Here is a 23,354-nt window from a genome sequence, read left to right as displayed (position 1 = left end):
TTTAGAATGCTACTTTAATATTAAAACCATACGATTGTCTGAATGGCAGTGAGCCATATTCAAATCCCTGTCCATTTCCGGAGGTATACATCGATTCCGGGTCAACGTTTGGCAAATCTTTATTAAAAGTCAATAAATTTCTTGCGAATGCAGACACATAAATTGAGCTAATTTTTGCTCCGCTAAAAACACTCTTTGGTATAGTATAACCTAAACTTACTTCTCTTAATTTCACGTAAGAAGCATCATAAATAAAAGGCGCTGGTGTATTGTTGAAAACGGTATTCCAATAATCCTGAGGATTTACAGGTTTCGTATTTTCTACATACACAGGATTAGCAGCGGTTCCGGTATTTACAACACCTTGTGCTACATAACCCGCAGTAGGAATCCATGTGGCCTGACTAAAATTAGGATCATTTGCTACAGCCTCTGCTCTTGCTGCATTGTAAGCATCTCTGCCCTCAGTAGTCACATCTAAAAGCCCCTTTTGTGCTGCTAATGAATTTGTCATAGAATATACATCCATTCCAAACTTCATATCAATTAAAAACTGAAGTGTTATTCCTTTATAAGAAAATCTATTAGTTAAACCGGCAGCCCAGTCAGGAAGCCCTTTTCCTAAATTTACTTTCGAATCTGTGAACAAAGGCATTCCGTTTGCATCTACAATTTTTTCTCCCGAAGGCGTTCTTAAAAAATCTTTTCCGATGATGGTTCCGTATTGACCTCCAACCTGAGCTACAATAGCCGCTCCGGCCCAGCGAGCTTCAGAAATAGCATACGTATTAATATTTGGATGCAAAGAGATAATTGAGTTTTTGTTTTTTGAGAAGTTCAAATCAATCCCCCATTCGAAATTAGCTGTTTTAATTGGAGTTCCTGATAAGAAAACCTCAATACCTTCATTTCGTAATTGTCCTGCGTTTACCGAAAGAAATTCGTATCCTGATGTTGCAGATGAAGCTAAATCAAGCGTTTGGTCAGCTGTATCTTCACGGTAAAGTGTTATATCTGCTTTTAATCTGTTTTTAAAGAAGGCTGTTTCAACCCCAAACTCAACACCTGTCTTAGATTGATAAGTCAAATTAGCATTTGGCGCTGCAGAGTTTTTAATATTAACAACACTCTGTCCGTCATAAGATGAAAATGTTGTATAGTTTAATGCATTTTTATAAGCTCCCGGTGCATTTGAAACCTGCGCCCATGAAGCTCTGAATTTTCCATAACTAAATGTATCATTCTGAATACCAAAAGCATCAGAAAATATGAAACCTAATGAAGCCGCAGGATAAAAAGCATTATCATTGATTACACTAAACCAGTCGTTTCTTCCTGTAAACTCAGCATACAAGTAGCCTTTGTAGTCAAATTTTGCAGAACCGTAAACTGAGTTGGTTCTGGTTCTCGTTACAACAGGAGCATTTTCTGTCTGGTTTACAAAATTGCTGATATATTCTGTACCCGGCTCAATAATTTTAGTACCAAATCTTGAATTTTGTTCTCTTTTAAAATCTCTTCTTCCTGTACCTAAAATTCCTGAGAAAGTAAAATCTGTAGCTAATTTTATATCACTAAATGTGGCAATAATATCCGTATTCATCTCTGAAACATTGATATTATCCAATCCTAAATATCCTTCATCTCTTCCTGGCCATGTGCTTCCTGCCTCCATAAAATCTTTAGAACTGAAAGCGTAGCTGTCTAAACCAGTTCTAAAAGTTAATGCTACCCAGTTTTTTAATTGATATGTTCCGGTAACATTTCCTATAAAACGATTTTTTACAGATGAATTGTGATTTTCCTGTGTAGTAAAATAGGGATTCAATTGATACACATTATTATTCCAGGGGTAAATTTGACCTGTTTCCTCGTTTTTATAATTTTTCAGCCATGCCTGATCAATATTTGGTGCTAATCCGCTTAATGAATAACCAACATTATTTGGAGAATCTCCTAATCCAGGCCTGTTTTGTGTGTTTTCAACCATATAATTTACATTTGCTGCCAAAGTAAATTTATCAGATTTTATAGTTCCGTTTAAACTTGCATCATTTCTTTCTAAACCAGATTTGGGAATCACGTCATCATTTGTCAGGTTATTATAACCAAAACGAACAAAAGCATTGTCACTTCCTGCTGATAATGAGATTCCGTTTGTAAGTGTAACCCCGGTTTTAAAAAAATCCTGAATATTATTATCTACTCTGGCATAAGGCTTCATGGAACCGTCAAATATTTTTATCTCCTGCCCAACGCTCTGAGAGAACTTAGGTCCCCATGCATTTGTAGTATAACCATATAATTCAGAAGGTGCTTTTGTAGGATCGGGTAAAATACCATTTGATCCGGAACCATATTCCGTCTGATAATCATCATACTTAGCATCTACCCTGTCAAAACTTACACCACTCGTAAGTTCTACCTGCAATTTTCCTTTGCTGCCTTTTTTGGTTGTAATCAAAATAACACCATTTAAAGCTCGGGATCCATATAATGCAGCAGCTGCTGCTCCTTTTAGTACCGTTAAGCTTTCAATATTATTCGGATTAATACTCGAAATCCCATCTCCGTTATCTCTTCCGTCAAACCATTTACTTGTAGCGGCACTGTCGTTTGATAATCCCGTATTGTCGATAGGTACACCATCTACAATATAAAGCGGCTGATTATTTTCGCCAATACTTGAAATACCTCTAATAATAACTCTTGTTGATCCCCCAACACCAGTGGCCGGGATAGAAACATCAACTCCGGCAATCTTACCTGAAAGTGCTGTCGTAACATTTGTAGTTATCACTTTGTTTAATTGATCTCCTTTAAGGTCCTGAACTGCATAGCCCAGTTCTTTCTTTTGTCTTTTAATACCTAATGCAGTAACTACTACTTCATTTAAAGCATTTGAGGCAGCCAGTTTCATTTTTACATTAATTGTACCCTCATCTCCTACAACAATCTGTTGTGTTTCCAGACCTACGTAGCTAAAAACCAATGTTTGTCCACTTTGCACTTCAATTGAGTACAAGCCGTCAAAATCGGTAGTAGCTCCCTTTTGACCACCTTGTACAGCAACAGATGCCCCTGGTAATGGCATTCCATCAGAATCTGTAATCAAACCCTTGACATTTTTTACCTGAGCAAGAGAAACCTGCACTGTAAAAACAATCATAAAGATTAATAAATTTTTTTTCATGTTTATTTATTTTGTTAGTTATGAGGTAAAATTATTCTTAAGATATTGTTAAAAAAAATAATTTATACAAACTACACCAAACTTTAAACCAACGACACAAAACATTCAATAATACGTTTTACGAAAACGTTATATTTACAATAAAACACATATAAACTCAATCAGAATAATTTTTTATTCAAAAAAATTGCGTTTTACCAACTAATTGTTTAAAGTTGCATAACCAAAACAAACTACTTCTAAACCCTAACCATACCTAAAATTGAGCGAAATTCAAAAATTAAACTTCGAAATTAAACTTCGAAATCATATCTGGTTCTGGGGAAGTTACTTTACTTTGAATTTTTTAAGATGGGGTGCTTATTTCAATGATTACGAATATTCATTTAAATCGAATCTGATTGAATTTTCCTTACACATTCCTTTAGTTTATTTTAACCTTTTTATTTTAGTGCGCCGGTATGTCCTGAAACAGCAATACATCAAATATACTATTGCATTATTGATGAGTCTTTTTGCTGTCTATTTACTAAAAACTGCTCTGACCTATTATATCATTTCTGAAAATATCTGGCCCGAGGCAAATCGTGAATATCATCCTTTCGAAATAAACCATATCGTTGCAGTCTGCATTGGGGAGTTGTATGTTCTTGCAATGGCATCCTCTGTGTATCTTACTTTGACCTGGCTGCGCGAAAGGGAAAGAAACAGGTCGTTGAGAGAAAATCAGTTTAAAATCAAACTTAAATATCTCGAGAATCAGATTCAGCCACATTTTTTCTTCAATACATTAAATAATTTATATGCTTTATCATTAGAATCTTCAGACAAGGTTCCGGATGTTATTATTAAATTATCAAAGCTGATGGAATATGTTTTGTATGATGTAAAAGGAACCAAATTCGTTCCTTTGATAAAAGAAATCGACTATATCCAGAATTATATCGAAATAGAGAAACTTCGTTTTGAAAATGTTGAAGTAACCATTAACCTGGAGTCTGACATTGAAGATATCAAAGTTCCGCCTTTAATTTATATTTCATTGGTCGAAAATGCCTTTAAACACGGTGGACTGCAAAACAAAAACCTTAAAATTAAAATAAACTGCAAAGTCGTTGGCAATAAGCTGCACTTTGAAATCCTTAATAATTTTGTAATTTCACAAAAAAATGACCCTAAAAGCGGTATCGGATTAGTCAATACCAAGAAAAGGCTGAAATTAATTTACAGAAATAATTTTAGCCTTCAATACAAAACAAAATTCAATTACTATATAATAAGTTTGCAAATACCTATTCATAATGAAGATTAAATGCTTGTTAATCGATGATGAACCTTTAGCTATTAAAGTTTTACAAAATTACTTTACAAATTTTCCAGACTTTGAGGTTATTGGTGCATTCAATAATTCTTTAGAAGCACTCGATTTTATAAACAGTACTCCTGTCGATGCCGTTTTTCTCGACATCAACATGCCTATGATGACTGGTTTTGAATTAATCAGCCTGATCGAAAATAAAACAAAAGTTATTATTACAACCGCTTTTAGAGAATTTGCTGCAGAAAGTTATGATCTGGATGTTTTAGATTATCTGGTAAAACCTATTCCATTGCCACGATTCATTAAATGTATTAACAAAATCACTACCGAATATAATTTAAAAAATAATATTAGAACAGAAACAGTGAAAGGCGATTCGCATATTTTTATCAAAGTAGATAAAAAAATGATGAAGATTAATATTGAAGAAATTTTATTTGTTGAAGGAATGAAAGAATATATTAAAATTGTTACTCCTGATAAAACTTATATCACTCATAAATCGCTTACCTCCTTATCCGAAGAACTTCCGGGAGATAAATTCTTACGCATCCATAAATCATATGTAATTGCCCTGAACAAAGTTAAGTCTATTGAGGGAAACCGAATTCAGATAATGACTTATACGATCCCTATTGGCAGAAATTACAGTAAAGACGTGAAGAACAAAATTTTAGAATAATTTACTTAATCGATATCGTAAGTCTTAAAATAATAACACATTGTTGAATAAATTGTGTTGTTTGTATAATTTCTACCTTTTTTATGATTTTTTATTTTTTTTTGATAATTGTAACAAATATATTTACGTCTTTCAAAACCACTAAAAACATAAAAAAACTTTATTACAATTATGAATTCAGAAAATGTACAAACCAAGTGGGGACAATTTATCTCATTGATAATCGTCTTCTTTTTCTGGGGTTTTGTTGGTTCAGCCAACGATATTCTAATCCCAGTATTCAAAAAAGTATTTACTTTATCGCAAGTTCAGTCACAATTGGTAGCCTGGGCGTTTTATGCCGCTTATTTCGTGGGATCAATTATTTTCTTTTTGGTATCTCTTAAATTAGATGTTTTACAAAAATTCGGATACAAAAAAACACTTTCAGCCGGTTTAATCCTTTCCGCTGTTGGTTCATTTTTATTTGTCCCTGCAGCCACAATGCAAAGCTTCCCTTTCTTCTTAACAGCTTTATTTACTGTTGGTCTGGGATTTTCGATTCAACAAATTGTAGCCAATCCATTAGCTATTAAAATGGGAAGCCCTGCAACCGGAGCTCACCGTTTAACTCTGGCCGGAGGTATCAATTCTTTCGGAACAACAATAGGTGCAATTTTATTGGGTATCGCTTTATTTGGAATGGGAGATGACAAAAAAACAGCTCTTTCATTAGAAGATATTAAACTGCCTTTTATCATTCTGGGACTTGCTTTTATTATTGTTGCCGTTTTTATGAATTTTTCTAAAATTGAAGATCCTGTAAAAGAGGAAGAAGCAGTAATTAAACACGCACATGAAAAATTTAATATTTTAGACTATCCACAGTTGTATTTAGGAATGTTAGGTATTTTTATTTATGTTGGTACGGAGGTAACCATCATTAGTAACCTGCCTGCTTTATTACATACCGCAGAATTTGGTAATGTTTTAGAAGATGCAATTGCACCCTTTATTGCTCTTTATTGGGGAAGTTTAATGATTGGCCGTTGGAATGGCGGAGTAAACGTATTCAACACTTCAACTTTAGTCAATACAGCCTTAAAATTTATTGTACCGGCTTTAGCTTTTGGAGTAATTATTGGAGCTAATATTTTTGCAGCCCATGATGTTTCTTCTTTTTATATTTACCCAATATGGATTTTATTATTTATAGCAGTATGTTTTGTTGGAGGTAAAAATGCCGGAAAAACTTTAATGCTTTTTGGAATATCGGGCGTATTGATGATGTTCGCAGGATTAGTTTGGCCAGATCCGCAAATTGCTAAATTTTTCTTTATTTCCGGAGGTCTTTTCTTATCTATCATGTGGCCGTCAATTTTCGATTTAGCGATTGCAGGTTTAGGTAAAAACACCGGAAAAGCATCTTCATTCCTGATTATGATGATTCTCGGAGGAGGAGTTATCCCATTAATTCAGGGTAGTATCTGTGACTTTGACATTACAAATCCAAAAGGAATACTCGGAATCACATGGACACACTTCTCATACATCGTTCCGCTTATTGGTTTCGCATATTTAGGATTCTATGGTTACTACTGCCCTAAAATATTAAAAAGACAAGGAATTAATCATGTTGAAGGCGGTGGCGGAGGTCACTAACCCGAAAACATATTCATAAAAAAACTCCCGTTCTACATATTGTAAAACGGGAGTTTTAATTTATAAAATATCTAAAACTATTTATTTCCTTTTTCAAAATCAGCTACAAACTGAGCCAATCCGATATCTGTTAATGGGTGTTTCAACAAACCATAAATCGCAGAAAGAGGTCCTGTCATAACATCTGCACCAATTTTAGCACAGTTTACAATATGCATCGTATGACGTACAGAAGCCGCTAAGATTTGTGTCTCATATCCATAGTTATCATAGATTTCTCTGATTTCCTGAATCAAATTCAGACCGTCTGTAGAAACGTCATCTAAACGGCCAATAAAAGGTGAAACATAAGTTGCTCCTGCTTTAGCAGCCAATAAAGCCTGACCTGCAGAAAACACAAGAGTTACATTTGTTTTAATTCCTTTATCAGAGAAATATTTTGCAGCCATAACTCCTTCTTTTGTCATTGGCAATTTCACTACAATTTGCTCATGTAAATCAGCTAATTCTTCACCTTCTTTCACCATTCCTTCAAAATCCAGCGCATTTACTTCAGCACTTACATCTCCATCAACAAGATTACAGATATCAACATAATGTTTCAAAATGTTGTTTTTTCCTGTAATCCCTTCTTTTGCCATCAAAGACGGGTTTGTTGTTACACCATCTAAAACACCTAATGCCTGTGCTTCTTTAATCTGAGCTAAATTAGCTGTATCAATAAAAAATTTCATAATTATATTTATTTAATTGTGTTCATAATTTGGGCGTGCCCCAAGGATCGGGTGTTCCGCTGTATCTTTTCATTTTTAAAGAAAAAATAAAAAGGATGCCGCTTCACCCCCTCACGCAAAACCGGTGCAAAATTACAACTAATAATTATTTTGAAGGATCCTTTTGATTTAATTGTTTTAATTCATCTCTGATTTCTTCCAAAACTCTTAAAGTATCTTCTTTATAAACTTCCGAATTATTAATTTTATCACTTATTGTACTTAGTATTCTGCGAATTACAAACCAAATAACAACAAAAATAGCTATGATAATAATAGGCTGAATGATTTCTTTATCCATAATATTACAATTTATAATGATTCATTAACATTTTTTCATACATCTTATCCGGAAGCGCACGTTTTAAAACAATTGAAAACTTCTGCATAAAAACACCTACTTTATAATGCACTTTTGGACTTTTTTGCTGCATGATTTTATAAACAGCCTCAGCCATTTCATTCGGATTACTTCCGGCATCAACATGTTCATTCATAGTTGCAAGCGTATCACCATATACTTTTTCATAAGCTGATCCCTTAATAACCGGAGCATGAAAACGCCCTGAAGCGATATTGGTAGCAAAATCGCCCGGAGCAACATTTGTAATCTGTATTCCGAATTGCTTTACCTCCATTCGCAAAGCTTCGGTAATTAGCTCCAAAGCTCCTTTTGATGCCGAGTAAACACTGCGATACGGCAATCCCATATAAGCCGCAATCGAAGTAATATTGATAATCAAACCCGATTTTTGTTCACGCATCTGAGGTAAGACTGCTTTCATCACTTCAATTGGTCCAAAAAAATTGGTTTCAAAGTTATTCTTGATTTCCTCCATCGGAATTTCTTCCAAAGGCCCCGTAATTCCAACACCGGCATTATTTATCACGACATCTAACCGTCCTGAAGTTTCTATGATTTTAGCTATAGCACTTTTAATTGATTCTGCATTTCGAACATCCAGAGCTACAAGCGGAAAAACAGAATTTAAAACTTTTTCAGGATTTCTGCTCGTTCCGTAGACAACAAAACCTTTTTGATGTAAAAATTCTCCAATTGATTTTCCAATTCCTGAAGATCCTCCGGTAATTAAAACGACTTTGCTCATTTTTAAGTTAGATGTTAAATGTTATAAGTTAAATGTGCTTTTGTGTTAGAAGCTATTCTTACGGTTAAAACTTCTCACTTTTAACCTCTAACTTTTAACTCCCAAAAGGGTAAAAATAAAAAAATCCTCCCGAAGGAAGACTACTTTTGTTAAAATTCTAAAAATAAAAAATGGCAAGCGACCTACATCGCACCGCTCAACCACGTACCCTTGCTATGTTCCCATCCTGGGGGAGTCTGCAGGAGCTGGTCGTGTAGGACTTGCCGGTGCAAATATACAATCTTTTTATATTTTTGCAAGAGCTTTGTTGCTATAAAAATATCGTTGTATATTGGACTATTCAAATTTTAAACCATGAAAAAACATAACTTTCTAACTGCCATATTATTAGGAATCACATTAATTGGCTGTGGAGATAAAAATAAAGGTGAAAATTCTTTATTTACTATAGACGATTCTGCATTTCCGGCACATTTTACGCCTCAGGAAGCCATTTCAATTACTGTTTTAAATCCAAAATTGAAAGAAATCGACAGTATTGCCTACTTTGTAAACGACAAAAAAGTGGGAAGCATAAAAGGTTCCGAAAAATTCAAGTTTGAATTAAAAGATCAAAAATTAGGATACCAATACTTAAAAGCAACTGTTTATTTTGGCACCGATTCATCTGATGCTACAAAAAGAGTTGAACTTGTTTCGAATATTCAGCCTAAATTATTAAAATACAAAGTTGTCAATACTTATCCTCACGATAAAAAAGCTTTTACAGAAGGTTTCGAGTTTTACAATGATACTTTATACGAAAGTACTGGTCAGGAAGGGGCTTCTTTCATAAAAAAATACGATTATAAGTCTGGAAAAGTTTTTAAACAAATTGATCTTGACAAACAATATTTTGGAGAAGGAATTACTTTTATAAATGGCAAATTATTTCAATTGACTTATAAGAACAAAAAAGGTTTTATTTATGATGCTAAAACATTAAAACTGGAAAAAACTTTTGATTATGAAAAAGATATTCAGGGCTGGGGGATGACAAATGACGGAAAATATATCTATCAAACGGACGGAACTGAAAAAATCTGGAAAGTAGATCCCGCAACTCAAAAAATGGTAGATTATATTAATGTATACTCTGGAGATTCTAAAATTAAAGAGGTTAATGAATTGGAATGGATTGATGGAAAAATTTATGCTAATGTATGGTTTAAAGACGCCATTGCAGTTGTAAACCCAAACTCTGGTGCTGTTGAAGAAATTTTAGATTTGTCCGCATTAAGAAAAACTATGACAGACGTTAAGAAAGATGATGCTTTAAACGGAATTGCTTATAACCCTAAAACGAAAACCATTTTTGTTACCGGCAAAAACTGGAGCAAAATGTTCGAAATTACCGTTTCTGAATAAATCTAAGAAAATAATTTACAAACAAATTTCACAGATTTCACGGCTTAGTTCGTGATAATTTGTGAAGTTTGTGTTTTTATAACATTCCAAATAAAACTAAATCTAAGGCAATGATCACTTTAATTAAAAACATAAAAGAACTGCTTCAGGTTCGTGAAACTTCTGTGTCGAAGGTTTCAGGAACTGAAATGGCAGTACTTCCTACCATAAAAAATGCCTTTTTAATTCTAAAAGACAATCTCATTGCAGATTTTGGTGCTATGGAAAATCTTCCGGAAGTCAAAGCTGATAAAGTTATTGACGCAACCGGAAGAATTGTCCTTCCATCCTGGTGCGACAGTCATACACACATCGTGTATGCAGGCAATCGCGAGCAGGAGTTTGTTGACAGAATTAATGGATTTACTTATGAGGAAATTGCAAATCGTGGCGGCGGGATCCTAAACTCTGCAAAAAAGTTAAACGAAACATCCGAAGAAGAAATTTACGAGCAGTCAAAAGTCCGTCTTGAGGAAGTAATGCATTTAGGAACCGGAGCTGTAGAAATAAAATCGGGTTACGGCCTGACAATTGAAGGCGAATTAAAAATGCTTCGTGTGATTAAAAGACTGGCAGAAAATTATCCAATTTCGATTAAAGCTACTTTTTTAGGCGCTCACGCATTTCCAAGACATTATAAAGAAAACAAAGCGGGTTATATTGATGAAATCATTACGAAAATGATTCCTGAAATTGTTCAGGATAAGCTTGCAGATTATGTTGATGTTTTTTGCGAAAACGGCTATTTCTCTGTAGAAGAAACGGAAAAAATCATGCAGGCGGGAATCGATTTTGGCTTAAAGCCGAAAATTCACGTAAACCAATTTAATTCTATTGGAGGAATTCAAGCTGGAGTTAAATTTAACGCTCTTTCTGTAGACCATCTGGAAATTATGAATCCAGAAGACATTGAAGCTTTAAAAGGAACAGAAACAATGCCGGTTGCATTGCCATCGTGCTCTTATTTTTTAAGCATTCCTTACACCCCTGCAAGAGAAATGATTACTGCAGGATTACCAATTGCTTTAGCAACCGATTTTAATCCTGGATCTACACCATCAGGAAACATGAATTTTGTAGTTGCCACAGCATGCATCAAAATGAAAATGACTCCCGAAGAAGCCATAAACGCAGCTACCATAAACGGAGCCTATGCCATGGGAATTTCAGAAACCCACGGAAGTATTACAAAAGGCAAAAAAGCCAATCTGATTATCACAAAACCTATTTCGTCCTATTATCAGATTCCATATGCTTTTGGAAGCAACTTAATAGAAAGTGTATTTATTGAAGGTGAAATTTTCTCATAAAAAAAGAGGAGTTTTAGCTCCTCTTTTTTTATACAATACTGATTTTTTTTCTTATCTTAAAGAAAAGCTTGTTTTAGAAACCAACTCGTCATTATCAAAAATATTAATAAAATAAGTTCCTTTTTCGAAATCCTTACCCGGCAAGTCCTCAGAAACATTCACTGATTTGTTTTCATACTGCACTGTTGTTTTAAAACTGTATGTCAATGAATTATCACCAAAACTTTCTGTCTTTTTATCACCTAAAACATTATTTTTGCTGTCAATAACCTGCACATAATAGCTTTTGTCTCCAGACTTGGCAATTTGGTTTTCAGCAATAGTAAAACTTATTTTTAAAACATCAGCACGGCTTGCTTTATCAGTTTCAATTTGCTTTCCTGAACTTCTCAGTTTGTAAGCAGCAGTTTTTGTATTTAAAACAGACAATTTAGAACCTTTTTCAACAGTTTTAGCTAAAGCCTCATTTTGCCCTACTAAAACTTCATTAAACTTTTTAGATTCTCCCAGGACAACAATTGTACTGTCTCTTTGAACTGTTAAAACACCATTTTGTTTTTTTAATTCATCATTTTCAGCAACCAAAGTCTTCATTTTAGTCTGCAATCCCTGAACCTGTGATTTGAATTTAGAAACATCCCCTTTTGATTTATTTAAGTCATCCATCAAAGCCACAACTTTGTCTCTTTCCTGAATTAACTCATCTGACATCGAAGTGTTTTCAGCAATAGCGGCATCATATGTTGCTTTCAATTCCTGAAGATCTTTCATTACAGATTCTTTTTCTGTCAGAGTGTGTGTAAGTTCTGTTTTTACACCATCAGAATCAGAAGAAAGTTTAAAAATGTATACTAAACTACCAATTAGTAGGACTGCTAAAACAGCGATTACCGCTTTTAGACTTGAGTTGTTTTTGTTTGGGTTTTCCATATTTAATAATTTTCTTTAATAACAAATTTAAATAATTAATGTAAGGTAATAACGTTAGTTAACACAATTATATTATTTTTGGATAATATTTTTTTTTATGGATAAATTAATCCCTTTTACTATTAATGATTTAGCAAAAGTCACGAATCACCGAAGTGGTGAAATAAAATTTGGAGAAAAAATGATTACTATTCCAAAAGGAGTAGATATAATTGATTTTTTAAAAGAAAGTGAGGCTAAATATGTGCTTTTGGGCATTCCTGAAGATATTGGCGTACGTGCTAATTACGGAAGACCCGGTGCAGCATCTGCATGGGAAAGCGCTTTAAAAGGTATAGCAAACATTCAGCACAATCGTTTTTGTAAAGGAAGTCAGATTATCATTTTAGGGCATATCGATGTAGCTCAAGAAATGCGTGATGTTGAAAATCTGGATTTCAACGATATTGATGACCGGTCAAAACTGAGCCAGCTGGTTGAAAAAATTGACAAAGAAGTTTCCCATATTATTTTTACTGTAATCAAGGCTGGAAAAACACCTATTATTATTGGCGGAGGACATAATAATGCTTACGGCAATATAAAAGGCTCTGCACTTGCAAAAGGAAAACCTATAAACGCTATTAATTTTGATGCTCATTCAGATTTTAGGATTCTCGAAGGACGTCATAGCGGAAACGGTTTTTCATATGCCTATGAAGAAGGTTTCCTCAAAAAATACTTCATTTTTGGTTTACATGAAAATTATACCTCAAAAAGCGTACTGGATATTATAAAAAAACTGGAAGACCGCGTGCGTTACAATACTTATGACAGTATCAACATACGTGAGGAAAAGGATTTTAATAATGAAATGATAGCTGCACTTGAATTTATAAAAACTGATTCATTTGGGATAGAAATTGATTTGGACGCTATTCCAAACATTGCCAGCAGTGCCATGACAATAAGTGGTTTTTCAATCGAACAATTACGGCAGTTTATCTCCTATTTCGGACAGCATAAAAATGCTGCTTATTTGCATATTTGTGAAGGAGCACCTGATCTGGACAGCTCACCAAACAATCATTTAATTGGCAAATTAATTGGCTATCTGATAACCGATTTTATCAAAGCTAATCACGAAAAAGTGTAATTATAATTGTCCCTTTTCCAAATAAACCCCGAATCAATTAAACGATTGACCGAATAAAACTATCTTTGCACAGAATTTAGCACTTAAAACTAAATTCTTAACACACAAGAATATGTTATTCGAAGATTTATCACTTTCAAAAAGTATACAAAAAGCCGTATTTGAAGAAGGCTACCTAAACCCTACACCTATCCAGGAACAGGCGATTCCGATTGTTTTGGCCGGGAGAGATTTAATTGGCTGTGCACAAACCGGTACAGGAAAAACAGCCGCATTTGCGATTCCGATTATTCACCAATTACACCGAATTGTAGGCTCATCAAAAAAAGCTAAACAAATTCGTGCCCTTATAGTTACTCCAACACGTGAACTGGCCGTACAAATTGGACAAAGTTTTGATACGTATGCCAAATACACCAACCTGACTCAGTTGACAATTTTTGGCGGAGTTTCTCAAAATCCACAAGTAGATACACTAAAAAAAGGAGTTGATATTTTGGTAGCAACACCAGGAAGACTTTTAGACTTACAAAAACAAGGATTTCTTGATTTAGATCATTTACATGTCTTAGTATTGGATGAGGCTGATCAAATGCTGGATATGGGATTTGTAAACGATGTAAAAAAAATCGTAAAACTAACCCCTAAAAACAGACAAACACTATTTTTCTCAGCTACTATGCCAATAGCTATAAGAGAATTGGCAGAAATGTTTTTAACAGACCCTGAAACAGTTACCGTATCTCCTGTATCTTCAACTGCAGAAAATGTGGAGCAACGCGTTTATTTTGTTGACAAAACAGAAAAAAGAAACTTACTTTATCATTTAATAAAAACAGAAGGTCTCTCAAATGTACTGGTTTTTGCAAGAACCAAACATGGGGCAGATAATGTGGTTAAAGCGCTTCGTAAAAAAGACATCCCCGCAGAAGCTATTCACGGAGACAAATCTCAAAATGCAAGGCAACGTGTTTTAGATGCTTTTAAAAACAAAGAAGTTGGCGTATTAGTTGCTACAGACATTGCTGCAAGAGGAATTGATATTGATCAGTTACCATTTGTAATTAATTTTGATTTACCAAATATTCCGGAAACCTATGTGCATAGAATTGGCCGAACCGGACGTGCTGGTAATGGGGGAATTGCAATTTCATTTTGCGGTAAAGACGAACATCCATATTGGAAAGACATACAAAAATTAATAAAAGTTGATGTAAAAACTATTAATGATCATCCGTACCAATGGCATGCCGGAAGTCCTGAAGCGACTTCAGAAAAACCTAAAAATTCAAACAGAAGCGGTGGTGCTCATAAATCAAGAAAATCAAATTCATCTAAGCAAAATAAAAAGCGTTGGTACTAATAACCAACGCTTTTTTCTTCTAAAATAAGATTATTTATTATTCTGAATAATTTATCCGGTTCAAAAGGCTTCACTATAATATCATTCATTCCTGAAGAAATAGCTTCATCCGCAATCTCATCCTTATCAAAAGCAGTAAGAGCCACAATAGGCGTTACATTCCCACTGGAACGAAGTCGCCTGGTTGTTTCAAATCCATTCATTAATGGCATATTAATATCCATTAAAACAACATCAAACTCTTCTTTTTTAAGCAAATCAATTGCTGCAAAACCATCATCTGCAACACTACATTTATAATTATTTCTTTCAATTATTTTTTTAGTAACCAACTGATTCACAAAATTATCATCTACTATTAAAACTTTAAACTGAGAATTGAATTCAAAATCAAATTTACCAACAGCAGCCTTATTTTTTTCAGGATTTTTCTTAAATGGAATTGTAAAAGTAAATGTTGTACCTTTCCCTAGTGCACTTTTTAAGGAAATAGTACTCCCAAACAAATTAAGCAACTTCTTTACAATGCTTAGTCCTAATCCTGTGCCCTGATAATCCTCTTCTTTCCTTCCCACTTGTACAAACTTCTCAAAAATCTTGCTTTGATCAACTAATGCAATACCAATACCATTATCTTTTACCTTGAACTCAATAAAATGATTATCCTCTTCAATCTTCAATAATTTTGCTTTTATTGTAACTTTTCCGTTTTTGGTAAATTTAAGTGCATTTCCAACCAAATTCATTAAAATCTGACCAAATCTAAGCTTATCACCGATTAAATACCGAGGAATTTCCGAATCAATATTAACCAAAATTTGATTATTATTTTTTTTAGATAAAAATGATAAAGAATTTTTAATCATATCGATTTCTTCTGATAAATCAAAAGTCGAATTTTCCAAAACCACTCTATTTTCTTCTATTTTATTAATTTGAAGAATATCATTTACCAGTGCCAACAAATATCGGGCAGAAAACTTTAATGAACTGAGATAAGGACTTCCCGACAATTCTTTGTGTTCTTCTAATAACATATTCGTAACCCCCACCACACCATACAAAGGAGTTCGTAATTCATGACTTATGGTAGAAATAAACTGTGTCTTCAGCAACGAAGCTTCTTCAGCAATCTCCTTTGCTTTTAAAAGCTCTTCATTTGCTTTTTTCTTGATAACAATATTTTTATATAAAGTAAAAATCAATATTAAAAAAACAAACGATATTATAATAAATAAAACAACAATAATTCTGGACTTTTTAAGACTTTGGGATTGTGTAATCTTTTCGTTTTCAATTTTATCTATTTCTCTTTTGTATTCATCAAGCTCTAAATTAAATCCTGCAACAGAGGCTTTTTTTAACTTTTCCTGACCATACAACTTATCAGTGATTCTATTATAATTAGACAGATTTTCGTAAGCTTCTTTATACTTTCTGATTTTAATCAAAAAATGAGAGTATTCTAAATATGCATAGGACAAGTCAGATTGTTTCTCTCCTTGTTCCTCGGTATTTTTTCCTGAATCAATTGATTTTTTAAAATAGGCATCTGCTTTTTTATAATCCATTTTATGACTGTAAAACATACCATTAAGCATGTTTACAACAATTGCGACTGATTCATCCCCATCCCTCTTTTGATATAAATTTATAAATTTCAAAAAAGGAGCACCTTCATCAAAACGCCCTATATCAAAATAAACCCAGGCAATATTTACGTTTATAAAATAAACCTGCTTAAAATCATTGATTTTTAAACCATAAGCAATTGATTTTTTGTAATAACGAATACCTTCATCTAACTGTTTTTTTTCAAAACAATAGATGTTTCCCAAATTATTATAAATACTATACTTTATTGAATCTGCAGTTGTTCTATTTGCATAGAACAAACTCTTGTTGTAGAAAAAAATAGCCTTATCAAATTCTGACAATTCATTATAATTATCAGCAATAATTCTATAACAATCAGCAATTAAAAAATCATCTTTTTTTAAAAAAGCATAATTTAAAGCTACCCTGGAATTAATTAATGATTTTTCAAAATTTGATTTATTTAAATATAAACATGCCTGTTTAATTAATTCATCAATTTTAGCATCTGAAATTTCTTTAGAATGTGCAATTACTGGATTACAAAAGCAATTCAGAAATAACAAGTACAAAAAAATCCTCATTTGGGGCATAATTGGGGGAATTTCGCCAAATATACACTTTAAAACAAAAAGAGCTGTATTTGATCAACAAATTACAACTCTTTTATATAAAATATCTGTAAAAACTTATATTTAAAGCTCTTAAGTATTAATTCTTATTGAATCCTTTTGTTTTTTATTCTTTATCTGCTTCCCATTGCCCCACTACTGAAGTTGCCAGAGCATTTCCTAAAACATTTGTTGCACTTCTGAACATATCGCAAAAATGATCAATCGGTAAAATCAAGGCAATTCCTTCAACCGGAATATCAAACATACCACAAGTTGCCGCCACTACAACCAAACTTGCTCTTGGTACACCTGCAATTCCTTTACTGGTCAACATTAAAACTAAAAGCATAACCATTTGGGTACCTAAATCTAAATGCACATTGTAAAACTGTGCAATGAAGATACTTGCAAAAGTCATATACATCATACTTCCGTCAAGATTGAAAGAATATCCAAGCGGCAACATAAAAGAAACAATTCTGTCTTTTACTCCAAAACTTTCTAATTCTTCTGTCAATTTTGGAAAAACAGCTTCACTGCTCGTTGTTCCAAATGCAATTGCTAAGGGCCCGGTTATACGTTTTAATAATTCGATCATTCTTCCTTTTAAGAAAATAAAACCAACCGCAATCAAAACAACCCACAATGTGCCTATTCCTAATAAAAACGAACCGAAGAACTTAAAGTAAGTTATTAATAATTCTTCAGCATCTCTAACAGCAAATACTCCTGCAATAGCTCCAAAAACTCCAATTGGAGCGAAGTTCATTACATAATTCACCATTTTTAATACAATATGTGACATTTTATCTAAAGCACCTATAACTGGTTTTACTGTAGCTCCTAAAGATGCCGCAGCTAATCCGAAAAAGATTGAAAAGATTACAATCTGCAGAATTTCGTTAGTTGCCATAGCTTCAATAATACTCTTAGGAACAATATGCTCAACAAAATTCTCAAAAGATAAATTTTGCGTTTTAGCCGTTACCTCTGAAGCAGCTCCCATATCAACATTCCCTAATTTAATACCAACACCCGGCTCTAAAATATTTACATAAAAAAGCCCGATCAATAAGGATATAAAAGAAGCAGTAAAAAACCATCCAAGTGCCTTACCTCCAATTCTTCCAACAGTTTTAATATCTCCCAATTTTGCAATTCCGACTACCAGAGTAGTGAAAACCAACGGAGAAATAATCATTTGAACCAATCGAATAAAAATAGTTGCCAGCATTTTTATTTTATTGCTGAACGATTGTGCTGCTTCAGTTGAAATCGAATTATGCAATATGATTCCTAAAATAGCACCCAAAATCATAGCTATTAAAATTTGACCTGTCAGTCCGGAAAAAAAAGATTTTTTTTGCTTTTGGATTGTATCCATTATTGTTTGAATTTATAATTAAAAAAAGACCCTCACTGCCTGCTTTTAAATTAATATGTCTTGTTGATTAAATAAAAATCAGCCAAAACAATAGCTGCCATAGCCTCTACGATAGGCACAGCTCTTGGCACTACACACGGATCATGACGCCCTTTTCCGGTCATTGGTGTAATATTTCCTTTATTATCTAATGAATCCTGAGTTTGCATGATAGTCGCAACAGGTTTAAAAGCTACTCTGAAATAAATATCCATCCCATTACTGATTCCTCCCTGTATTCCTCCTGAAAGATTTGTTTTTGTAGTTCCGTCAGGATTGTATAAGTCGTTATGCTCGCTTCCTTTCATTTCTGAACCAGAAAAACCGCTTCCGTATTCAAAACCTTTTACTGCATTAATAGACAGCATTGCTTTTCCTAATTCTGCGTGAAGTTTATCAAAAACCGGTTCCCCTAAACCAACAGGTACATTCTGAATTACACATGAAACCACTCCACCAACTGTATCTCCCTGCTTGCGGATATCACGAATATACTCTTCCATAATTGCTGCTGATTTTTCATCAGGACAACGTACAGGATTACTTTCTATCTTTGAAAAATCCAATTCCTGATAAGGTGTATCTAAATGAATTGGACCTACTGATGAAACGTAGGCATTAATTTTAATTTCCGGTAACATTTGCTTTGCAATTGCTCCTGCCACTACCCTGCTCGCAGTTTCACGCGCCGAACTTCTTCCGCCTCCGCGATAATCCCTGAAACCATATTTCTGATCGTATACATAATCAGCATGGCTTGGTCTGTAATTATCTTTTATATGTGAATAATCATCTGATTTTTGATTGGTATTCGGAATAATAAATCCAATTGGAGTTCCGGTCGTTTTTCCTTCAAAAATACCTGATAAAAACTGAACTGCATCCGGTTCTTTTCGTTGAGTTACAATTGCGGACTGTCCGGGTTTTCTTCGGGCCATATCCAATTCAATCGCTTCAAAATCAAGTTTAATTCCTGATGGACAACCGTCTATGATTCCGCCTAAAGCTTCCCCATGAGATTCTCCAAATGTGGTAACTTTATATAGTGTGCCGTAGCTATTTCCTGCCATTATAATTAGTTTTGAGCAAATGTAAGTTTTATGAATTAAATTAAAAAATTTAAAATTAGTATTGCCCCTATAACTCTCTTTTGAAAAATCATAATTTATTAAAACTAAAGCTAAATTGATAACCTTTTGATAAAACAAAACTCATCTCAGTTTCTTTAATTTGTTAAACTTCAAATTAAGAAAAATTGAAAAAAAGAAATGTCGAATTAGTCATCATTTCCGATGTACATTTAGGAACTTACGGCAGCCATGCAAAAGAGCTAAACAACTACCTTTCAAGTATTAAACCAAAAACATTAGTTTTAAATGGAGACATCATTGATGCCTGGCAATTTAGAAAATCTTACTTCCCAAAATCACATTTAAAAGTTATTCAGCGTATAATTGGAATGGCTTCAAAAGGCACAAAAGTGTATTATATTACTGGAAACCATGATGAAATCCTGAGAAAATTTAGTGATATGAATATGGGGAATTTTTCTTTGCTAGATAAATTAGTTTTAGAATTAGACGATAAAAAAGCATGGATTTTTCACGGAGACGTTTTTGATGCATCTGTACAACATTCTAAATGGATTGCAAAATTAGGCGGTTTAGGTTATGATTACTTAATTCTATGCAATCGATTTGTAAATTGGTTTTTGGCTAAATTAGGAAGAGAACCTTATTCATTTTCAAAAAAAATAAAGGCCAGTGTAAAAAAAGCCGTTAAATTTATTTCAGATTTTGAAACTACCGCTACTGATCTCGCCATAGAAAAAAAATACGATTATGTTATCTGTGGGCACATTCATGAACCCAAAATTATTGAAAAAGAAAACAAATATGGTTCAACTTTATATTTAAACTCGGGAGACTGGATTGAAAATTTAACTGCCTTGGAATATCACAAAAAACGCTGGAAATTATTCTCGTATTCTAATGCAGACTTTACTGAAACAGACGAAAATCTTTTTGAAATGGAAGATATTTTAACTTCGCAATTAATTACTTCGATTACAAAACAAAAGTAACTTTTTCACAACTAACAACTTACCTGAAATTAGCTTAACAGCAGATGTTTTTTTTGACAAAACATGGGAATTACATAACAATTTTAAATAATTTTATACGTTTGAGTTGAACAATAATTATAATTTTGAACAAAAATTAATAACCATTTTTTATGAAAAAAATCATTTTATCTGCTATTACGCTATTAGGTATAGCGTTTACTGCGCAATCACAACAAATTTCTAAACATGCATTAGGATTACGTCTGGGAGACAATAACGGATTTGGAGGAGAAGTATCATACCAATTAGGGCTGAACCAAAAAAACAGACTTGAATTTGACTTAGGATGGAGAGACGACAGATATGTTGACGCAATAAAAGGAGTTGCTCTTTATCAATGGGTATGGAATATTGATGGAGGTTTCAACTGGTATGCCGGTGTTGGTGGTGGTGTTGCAGCCTGGGATTACGATTATAACGGACCTGGAAACGATTTTGATGACAGCGGAACATATGTTTTTGCAGCAGGTGATATTGGTATAGAATACAGATTTAAAGAGTTCCCTCTTACTTTATCATTAGATGCCAGACCTGAAATTGGATCAGGATATTACGATGACGATAACTTTGGCTTCGATGTAGGTCTAGGAGCAAGATTTAGATTCTAAATTTCTAAATGAAATCATCTACTTTATAAAAAAATCCTGTCGTTTATGCGACAGGATTTTTTTTACTTAACAATTATTTCTTTTTTAGAATGTACTTTCACAACTGTGTAAGGATAGCTAATTACCTGGATCACCATAGCATCTTTAGCAGGAGCATTTTCTTTAACTGTAATAATAATATTTTTTTCTGTTTCTTCTACTTTTTCAACTCCTATTGAGTAGCCTCCACTACTCTTTTCACCCATATTCAGAATCACATAATTAGAATTATTAATATCATCCTGTTTCATCTTACTCTTTAAAAGCGGGTCATTCTGAAGCATTAAAATTTCATTTGGCTCACTCAAAATCTCAAAAAATTTGATATTCCCACCACCGTCAGATTGTTGTGTTAAAACTTCATACAATGGAACATTTGACTCTGATGCTTTTTTTGCTCCACAGGAAATCAAAACAAAAACTGCTAAAACCGAAATTACTTTTTTCATTTACCGTTTGTTTATGGGTTAAATCTATTCTTTATAATCGTCTATTGCTTTTTGATATAACGCTTCATATATAGGTAATATGTTTTTAATATCGAATTTTTTTGCAACTTCTAAAGCATTATTTTTAAACTCTTTCAAAACTGCATCATCTTTAAGAATTTTAATCGCATTGGAAGCCATTTGCTCAATATCTCCTACATCGCTCAGATATCCTGAAATACCATCAAAATTTACTTCCGGCAAACCACCTGAATTACTCGAAATCACAGGTACTCCGCATGCCATCGCTTCCAAAGCGGCCAAACCAAAACTTTCTGTTTCCGAAGGAAGTAAAAATAAGTCTGTCAAAAGTAAAATTTTATCAATCTCATTACTGTTTCCAAAGAAAATTACCTTATCATAAATTCCCAACTTCTGACATAAAATTTCTGCCTTTTCTTTTTCAGGACCATCACCAACCATCATCAATTTAGCCGGCATTTCTTTCTGGATCTGATAAAAAATCTTAATAATATCCGGAATTCGTTTTACCTTTCTAAAGTTACTGATATGCGTAATAATACGCTCATTTTCCTTTGCCATAACATTACGATGGCAAGGAGCAAGCGGGTCTTTTTTAACTTTATCTAATTCAATAAAATTAGGAATCACCTTGATTTTATTTTTAATTTTAAACAATTTCAGCGTATCATCTTTCAAACTCTGCGAAACAGAAGTCACATAATCCGATTTATTGATACTGAAGGTCACTGCCGGTTTGTAAAAAGGATGATTTCCAACCAGCGTAATATCCGTTCCGTGAAGCGTCGTAATCATAGGAAGATTAATCCCTTCGTTTTTTAGCATTTGCTTTGCCATATAACCCGCATAAGCATGTGGAATTGCATAATGAACATGAAGCAACTCTATTTTATAAAGTTTCACCATATCAACCAATTTGCTTGACAAAGCCAATTCATACGGCTGATAATGAAAAAGAGGATACTCTGGAACGTTTACTTCGTGATAATGAACATTCGGATTTAAAAGTGCTAATCGTACCGGCTGGCTATAAGTAATAAAATGTATTTCGTGTCCTCTTCGGGCTAATTCCAGACCTAACTCTGTGGCTACTACCCCACTACCACCAAATGTAGGATAACAAACTATTGCTATTTTCATGTATTAAATTTAATACTACGAAAATACTCAAAAATCACGTTTAAATAAGTATTTACAATGTTAGATTTTTTAGAAAACTTCAAATCCTTACTTCTTTTATCCTTATTAAAGTTAAAGGATAATAATCTATAAATTCAACTTAAAACCAAGAGTTTCTTATTTAGCTTGAGGAGCAAAAAATCAATTTTCAAAAAACCATTTGTCCCGCTGTCCGTTAAATCTTTTATGGTCTCGTTAAAAAACGAAACCATAAAAGGATAACACTCCCATCCTTTAGATTTGTTAGGAAGATTTAAAGTAATTTTAATCAACAACCAAACTGACAAAGTGAACCTTCTCTTCTATCAAAGTTTGCTACTTATGCCCTGATTAGGACTTTGTCAGTTTTATTGAATAAGCTTCAGAATAGTAATTAAGGATTTAATGCCTATTATCA

At 33.4% G+C, this 23,354-nt stretch carries 19 protein-coding genes and 1 other RNA gene; 9 read left to right on the top strand and 11 right to left on the bottom strand.

What is annotated here, in order from left to right:
- Position 1 precedes the first annotated feature (1 nt).
- Positions 2 to 3,193: a SusC/RagA family TonB-linked outer membrane protein gene (locus tag JE46_RS22220; RefSeq protein WP_031457491.1), complete on the bottom strand. Its 3,192-nt coding sequence runs from the start codon at positions 3,191 to 3,193 to the stop codon at positions 2 to 4.
- Between the two features lie 262 nt (positions 3,194 to 3,455).
- On the opposite strand from JE46_RS22220, the gene JE46_RS22215 reads away from it, so the two are divergent.
- From JE46_RS22215 to JE46_RS22205, 3 genes are all read left to right on the top strand, one after another.
- On the top strand, positions 3,456 to 4,505 hold the full coding sequence (locus JE46_RS22215) for a sensor histidine kinase (protein ID WP_031457490.1): 1,050 nt from the start codon (positions 3,456 to 3,458) through the stop codon (positions 4,503 to 4,505).
- Positions 4,495 to 5,196 carry a LytR/AlgR family response regulator transcription factor gene (locus tag JE46_RS22210; protein WP_031457489.1) on the top strand — a complete coding sequence of 234 codons (702 nt, stop codon included), beginning with the start codon at positions 4,495 to 4,497 and terminating at the stop codon, positions 5,194 to 5,196. The genes JE46_RS22215 and JE46_RS22210 overlap by 11 nt, the downstream gene beginning before the upstream one ends.
- Positions 5,197 to 5,367: 171 nt before the next feature.
- Positions 5,368 to 6,837 carry an MFS transporter gene (locus JE46_RS22205; RefSeq protein WP_031457488.1) on the top strand — a complete coding sequence of 490 codons (1,470 nt, stop codon included), beginning with the start codon at positions 5,368 to 5,370 and terminating at the stop codon, positions 6,835 to 6,837.
- A gap of 77 nt (positions 6,838 to 6,914) precedes the next feature.
- On the opposite strand, the gene fsa is transcribed toward JE46_RS22205, so the two are convergent.
- From fsa to ffs, 4 genes are all read right to left on the bottom strand, one after another.
- Positions 6,915 to 7,571, bottom strand: coding sequence for a fructose-6-phosphate aldolase (gene fsa, locus JE46_RS22200; protein ID WP_031457487.1), 657 nt, complete (start codon positions 7,569 to 7,571; stop codon positions 6,915 to 6,917).
- A gap of 145 nt (positions 7,572 to 7,716) precedes the next feature.
- Positions 7,717 to 7,911: a hypothetical protein gene (locus JE46_RS22195; RefSeq protein ID WP_031457486.1), complete on the bottom strand. Its 195-nt coding sequence runs from the start codon at positions 7,909 to 7,911 to the stop codon at positions 7,717 to 7,719.
- Between the two features lie 4 nt (positions 7,912 to 7,915).
- Positions 7,916 to 8,719: an SDR family oxidoreductase gene (locus JE46_RS22190; protein ID WP_031457485.1), complete on the bottom strand. Its 804-nt coding sequence runs from the start codon at positions 8,717 to 8,719 to the stop codon at positions 7,916 to 7,918.
- Between the two features lie 168 nt (positions 8,720 to 8,887).
- Positions 8,888 to 8,985, bottom strand: an RNA gene (gene ffs, locus JE46_RS23925) — signal recognition particle sRNA small type.
- 88 nt (positions 8,986 to 9,073) lie between these two features.
- Here ffs and JE46_RS22185 point away from each other — a divergent pair.
- Together JE46_RS22185 and hutI are read left to right on the top strand one after the other, a co-directional pair.
- Positions 9,074 to 10,126, top strand: a complete 1,053-nt coding sequence (locus tag JE46_RS22185; RefSeq protein WP_031457484.1) for a glutaminyl-peptide cyclotransferase — start codon at positions 9,074 to 9,076, stop codon at positions 10,124 to 10,126.
- 110 nt (positions 10,127 to 10,236) lie between these two features.
- Positions 10,237 to 11,475: an imidazolonepropionase gene (gene hutI / locus JE46_RS22180; RefSeq protein WP_031457483.1), complete on the top strand. Its 1,239-nt coding sequence runs from the start codon at positions 10,237 to 10,239 to the stop codon at positions 11,473 to 11,475.
- Positions 11,476 to 11,526: 51 nt separating this feature from the next.
- On the opposite strand, the gene JE46_RS22175 is transcribed toward hutI, so the two are convergent.
- The gene (locus JE46_RS22175) at positions 11,527 to 12,405 is read right to left on the bottom strand and encodes a hypothetical protein (RefSeq protein ID WP_031457482.1); all 879 of its coding nucleotides are present in this window, start codon (positions 12,403 to 12,405) and stop codon (positions 11,527 to 11,529) included.
- Between the two features lie 97 nt (positions 12,406 to 12,502).
- On the opposite strand from JE46_RS22175, the gene JE46_RS22170 reads away from it, so the two are divergent.
- Both JE46_RS22170 and JE46_RS22165 read left to right on the top strand, forming a co-directional pair.
- Positions 12,503 to 13,540, top strand: coding sequence for a formimidoylglutamase (locus JE46_RS22170; RefSeq protein ID WP_031457481.1), 1,038 nt, complete (start codon positions 12,503 to 12,505; stop codon positions 13,538 to 13,540).
- Between the two features lie 112 nt (positions 13,541 to 13,652).
- Complete coding sequence (locus JE46_RS22165; protein ID WP_031457480.1) at positions 13,653 to 14,903, top strand: DEAD/DEAH box helicase; 1,251 nt, start codon at positions 13,653 to 13,655, stop codon at positions 14,901 to 14,903.
- Here the strand turns inward: JE46_RS22165 and JE46_RS22160 are convergent.
- The 3 genes from JE46_RS22160 to aroC all read right to left on the bottom strand — a co-directional run bounded on the left by JE46_RS22160 (position 14,900) and on the right by aroC (position 19,606).
- Positions 14,900 to 17,071 (bottom strand): tetratricopeptide repeat-containing hybrid sensor histidine kinase/response regulator, encoded by a 2,172-nt coding sequence (locus JE46_RS22160; protein ID WP_236010761.1) that lies wholly within the window; start codon positions 17,069 to 17,071, stop codon positions 14,900 to 14,902. The genes JE46_RS22165 and JE46_RS22160 overlap by 4 nt on opposite strands.
- 166 nt (positions 17,072 to 17,237) lie before the next feature.
- Complete coding sequence (locus tag JE46_RS22155; RefSeq protein ID WP_031457478.1) at positions 17,238 to 18,497, bottom strand: dicarboxylate/amino acid:cation symporter; 1,260 nt, start codon at positions 18,495 to 18,497, stop codon at positions 17,238 to 17,240.
- 50 nt (positions 18,498 to 18,547) lie between these two features.
- Complete coding sequence (gene aroC, locus JE46_RS22150; protein WP_031457477.1) at positions 18,548 to 19,606, bottom strand: chorismate synthase; 1,059 nt, start codon at positions 19,604 to 19,606, stop codon at positions 18,548 to 18,550.
- A 185-nt stretch (positions 19,607 to 19,791) separates the two neighbouring features.
- On the opposite strand from aroC, the gene JE46_RS22145 reads away from it, so the two are divergent.
- Both JE46_RS22145 and JE46_RS22140 read left to right on the top strand, forming a co-directional pair.
- Positions 19,792 to 20,619, top strand: coding sequence for a UDP-2,3-diacylglucosamine diphosphatase (locus JE46_RS22145; RefSeq protein WP_031457476.1), 828 nt, complete (start codon positions 19,792 to 19,794; stop codon positions 20,617 to 20,619).
- A gap of 152 nt (positions 20,620 to 20,771) precedes the next feature.
- Positions 20,772 to 21,269 (top strand): hypothetical protein, encoded by a 498-nt coding sequence (locus tag JE46_RS22140; protein ID WP_031457475.1) that lies wholly within the window; start codon positions 20,772 to 20,774, stop codon positions 21,267 to 21,269.
- Positions 21,270 to 21,331: 62 nt separating this feature from the next.
- Here the strand turns inward: JE46_RS22140 and JE46_RS22135 are convergent, their stop codons facing one another.
- Together JE46_RS22135 and bshA are read right to left on the bottom strand one after the other, a co-directional pair.
- Complete coding sequence (locus tag JE46_RS22135) at positions 21,332 to 21,757, bottom strand: protease complex subunit PrcB family protein (RefSeq protein WP_031457474.1); 426 nt, start codon at positions 21,755 to 21,757, stop codon at positions 21,332 to 21,334.
- A gap of 24 nt (positions 21,758 to 21,781) precedes the next feature.
- Entirely contained in the window at positions 21,782 to 22,918 is a 1,137-nt protein-coding gene (bshA, locus tag JE46_RS22130; protein WP_031457473.1) for an N-acetyl-alpha-D-glucosaminyl L-malate synthase BshA, read from the bottom strand.
- Positions 22,919 to 23,354: the final 436 nt, after the last annotated feature.

Source organism: Flavobacterium chungangense LMG 26729, assembly GCF_000735715.2.
GTDB lineage: Bacteria > Bacteroidota > Bacteroidia > Flavobacteriales > Flavobacteriaceae > Flavobacterium > Flavobacterium chungangense.
This window is presented reverse-complemented; position numbering and strand designations above follow the sequence as displayed.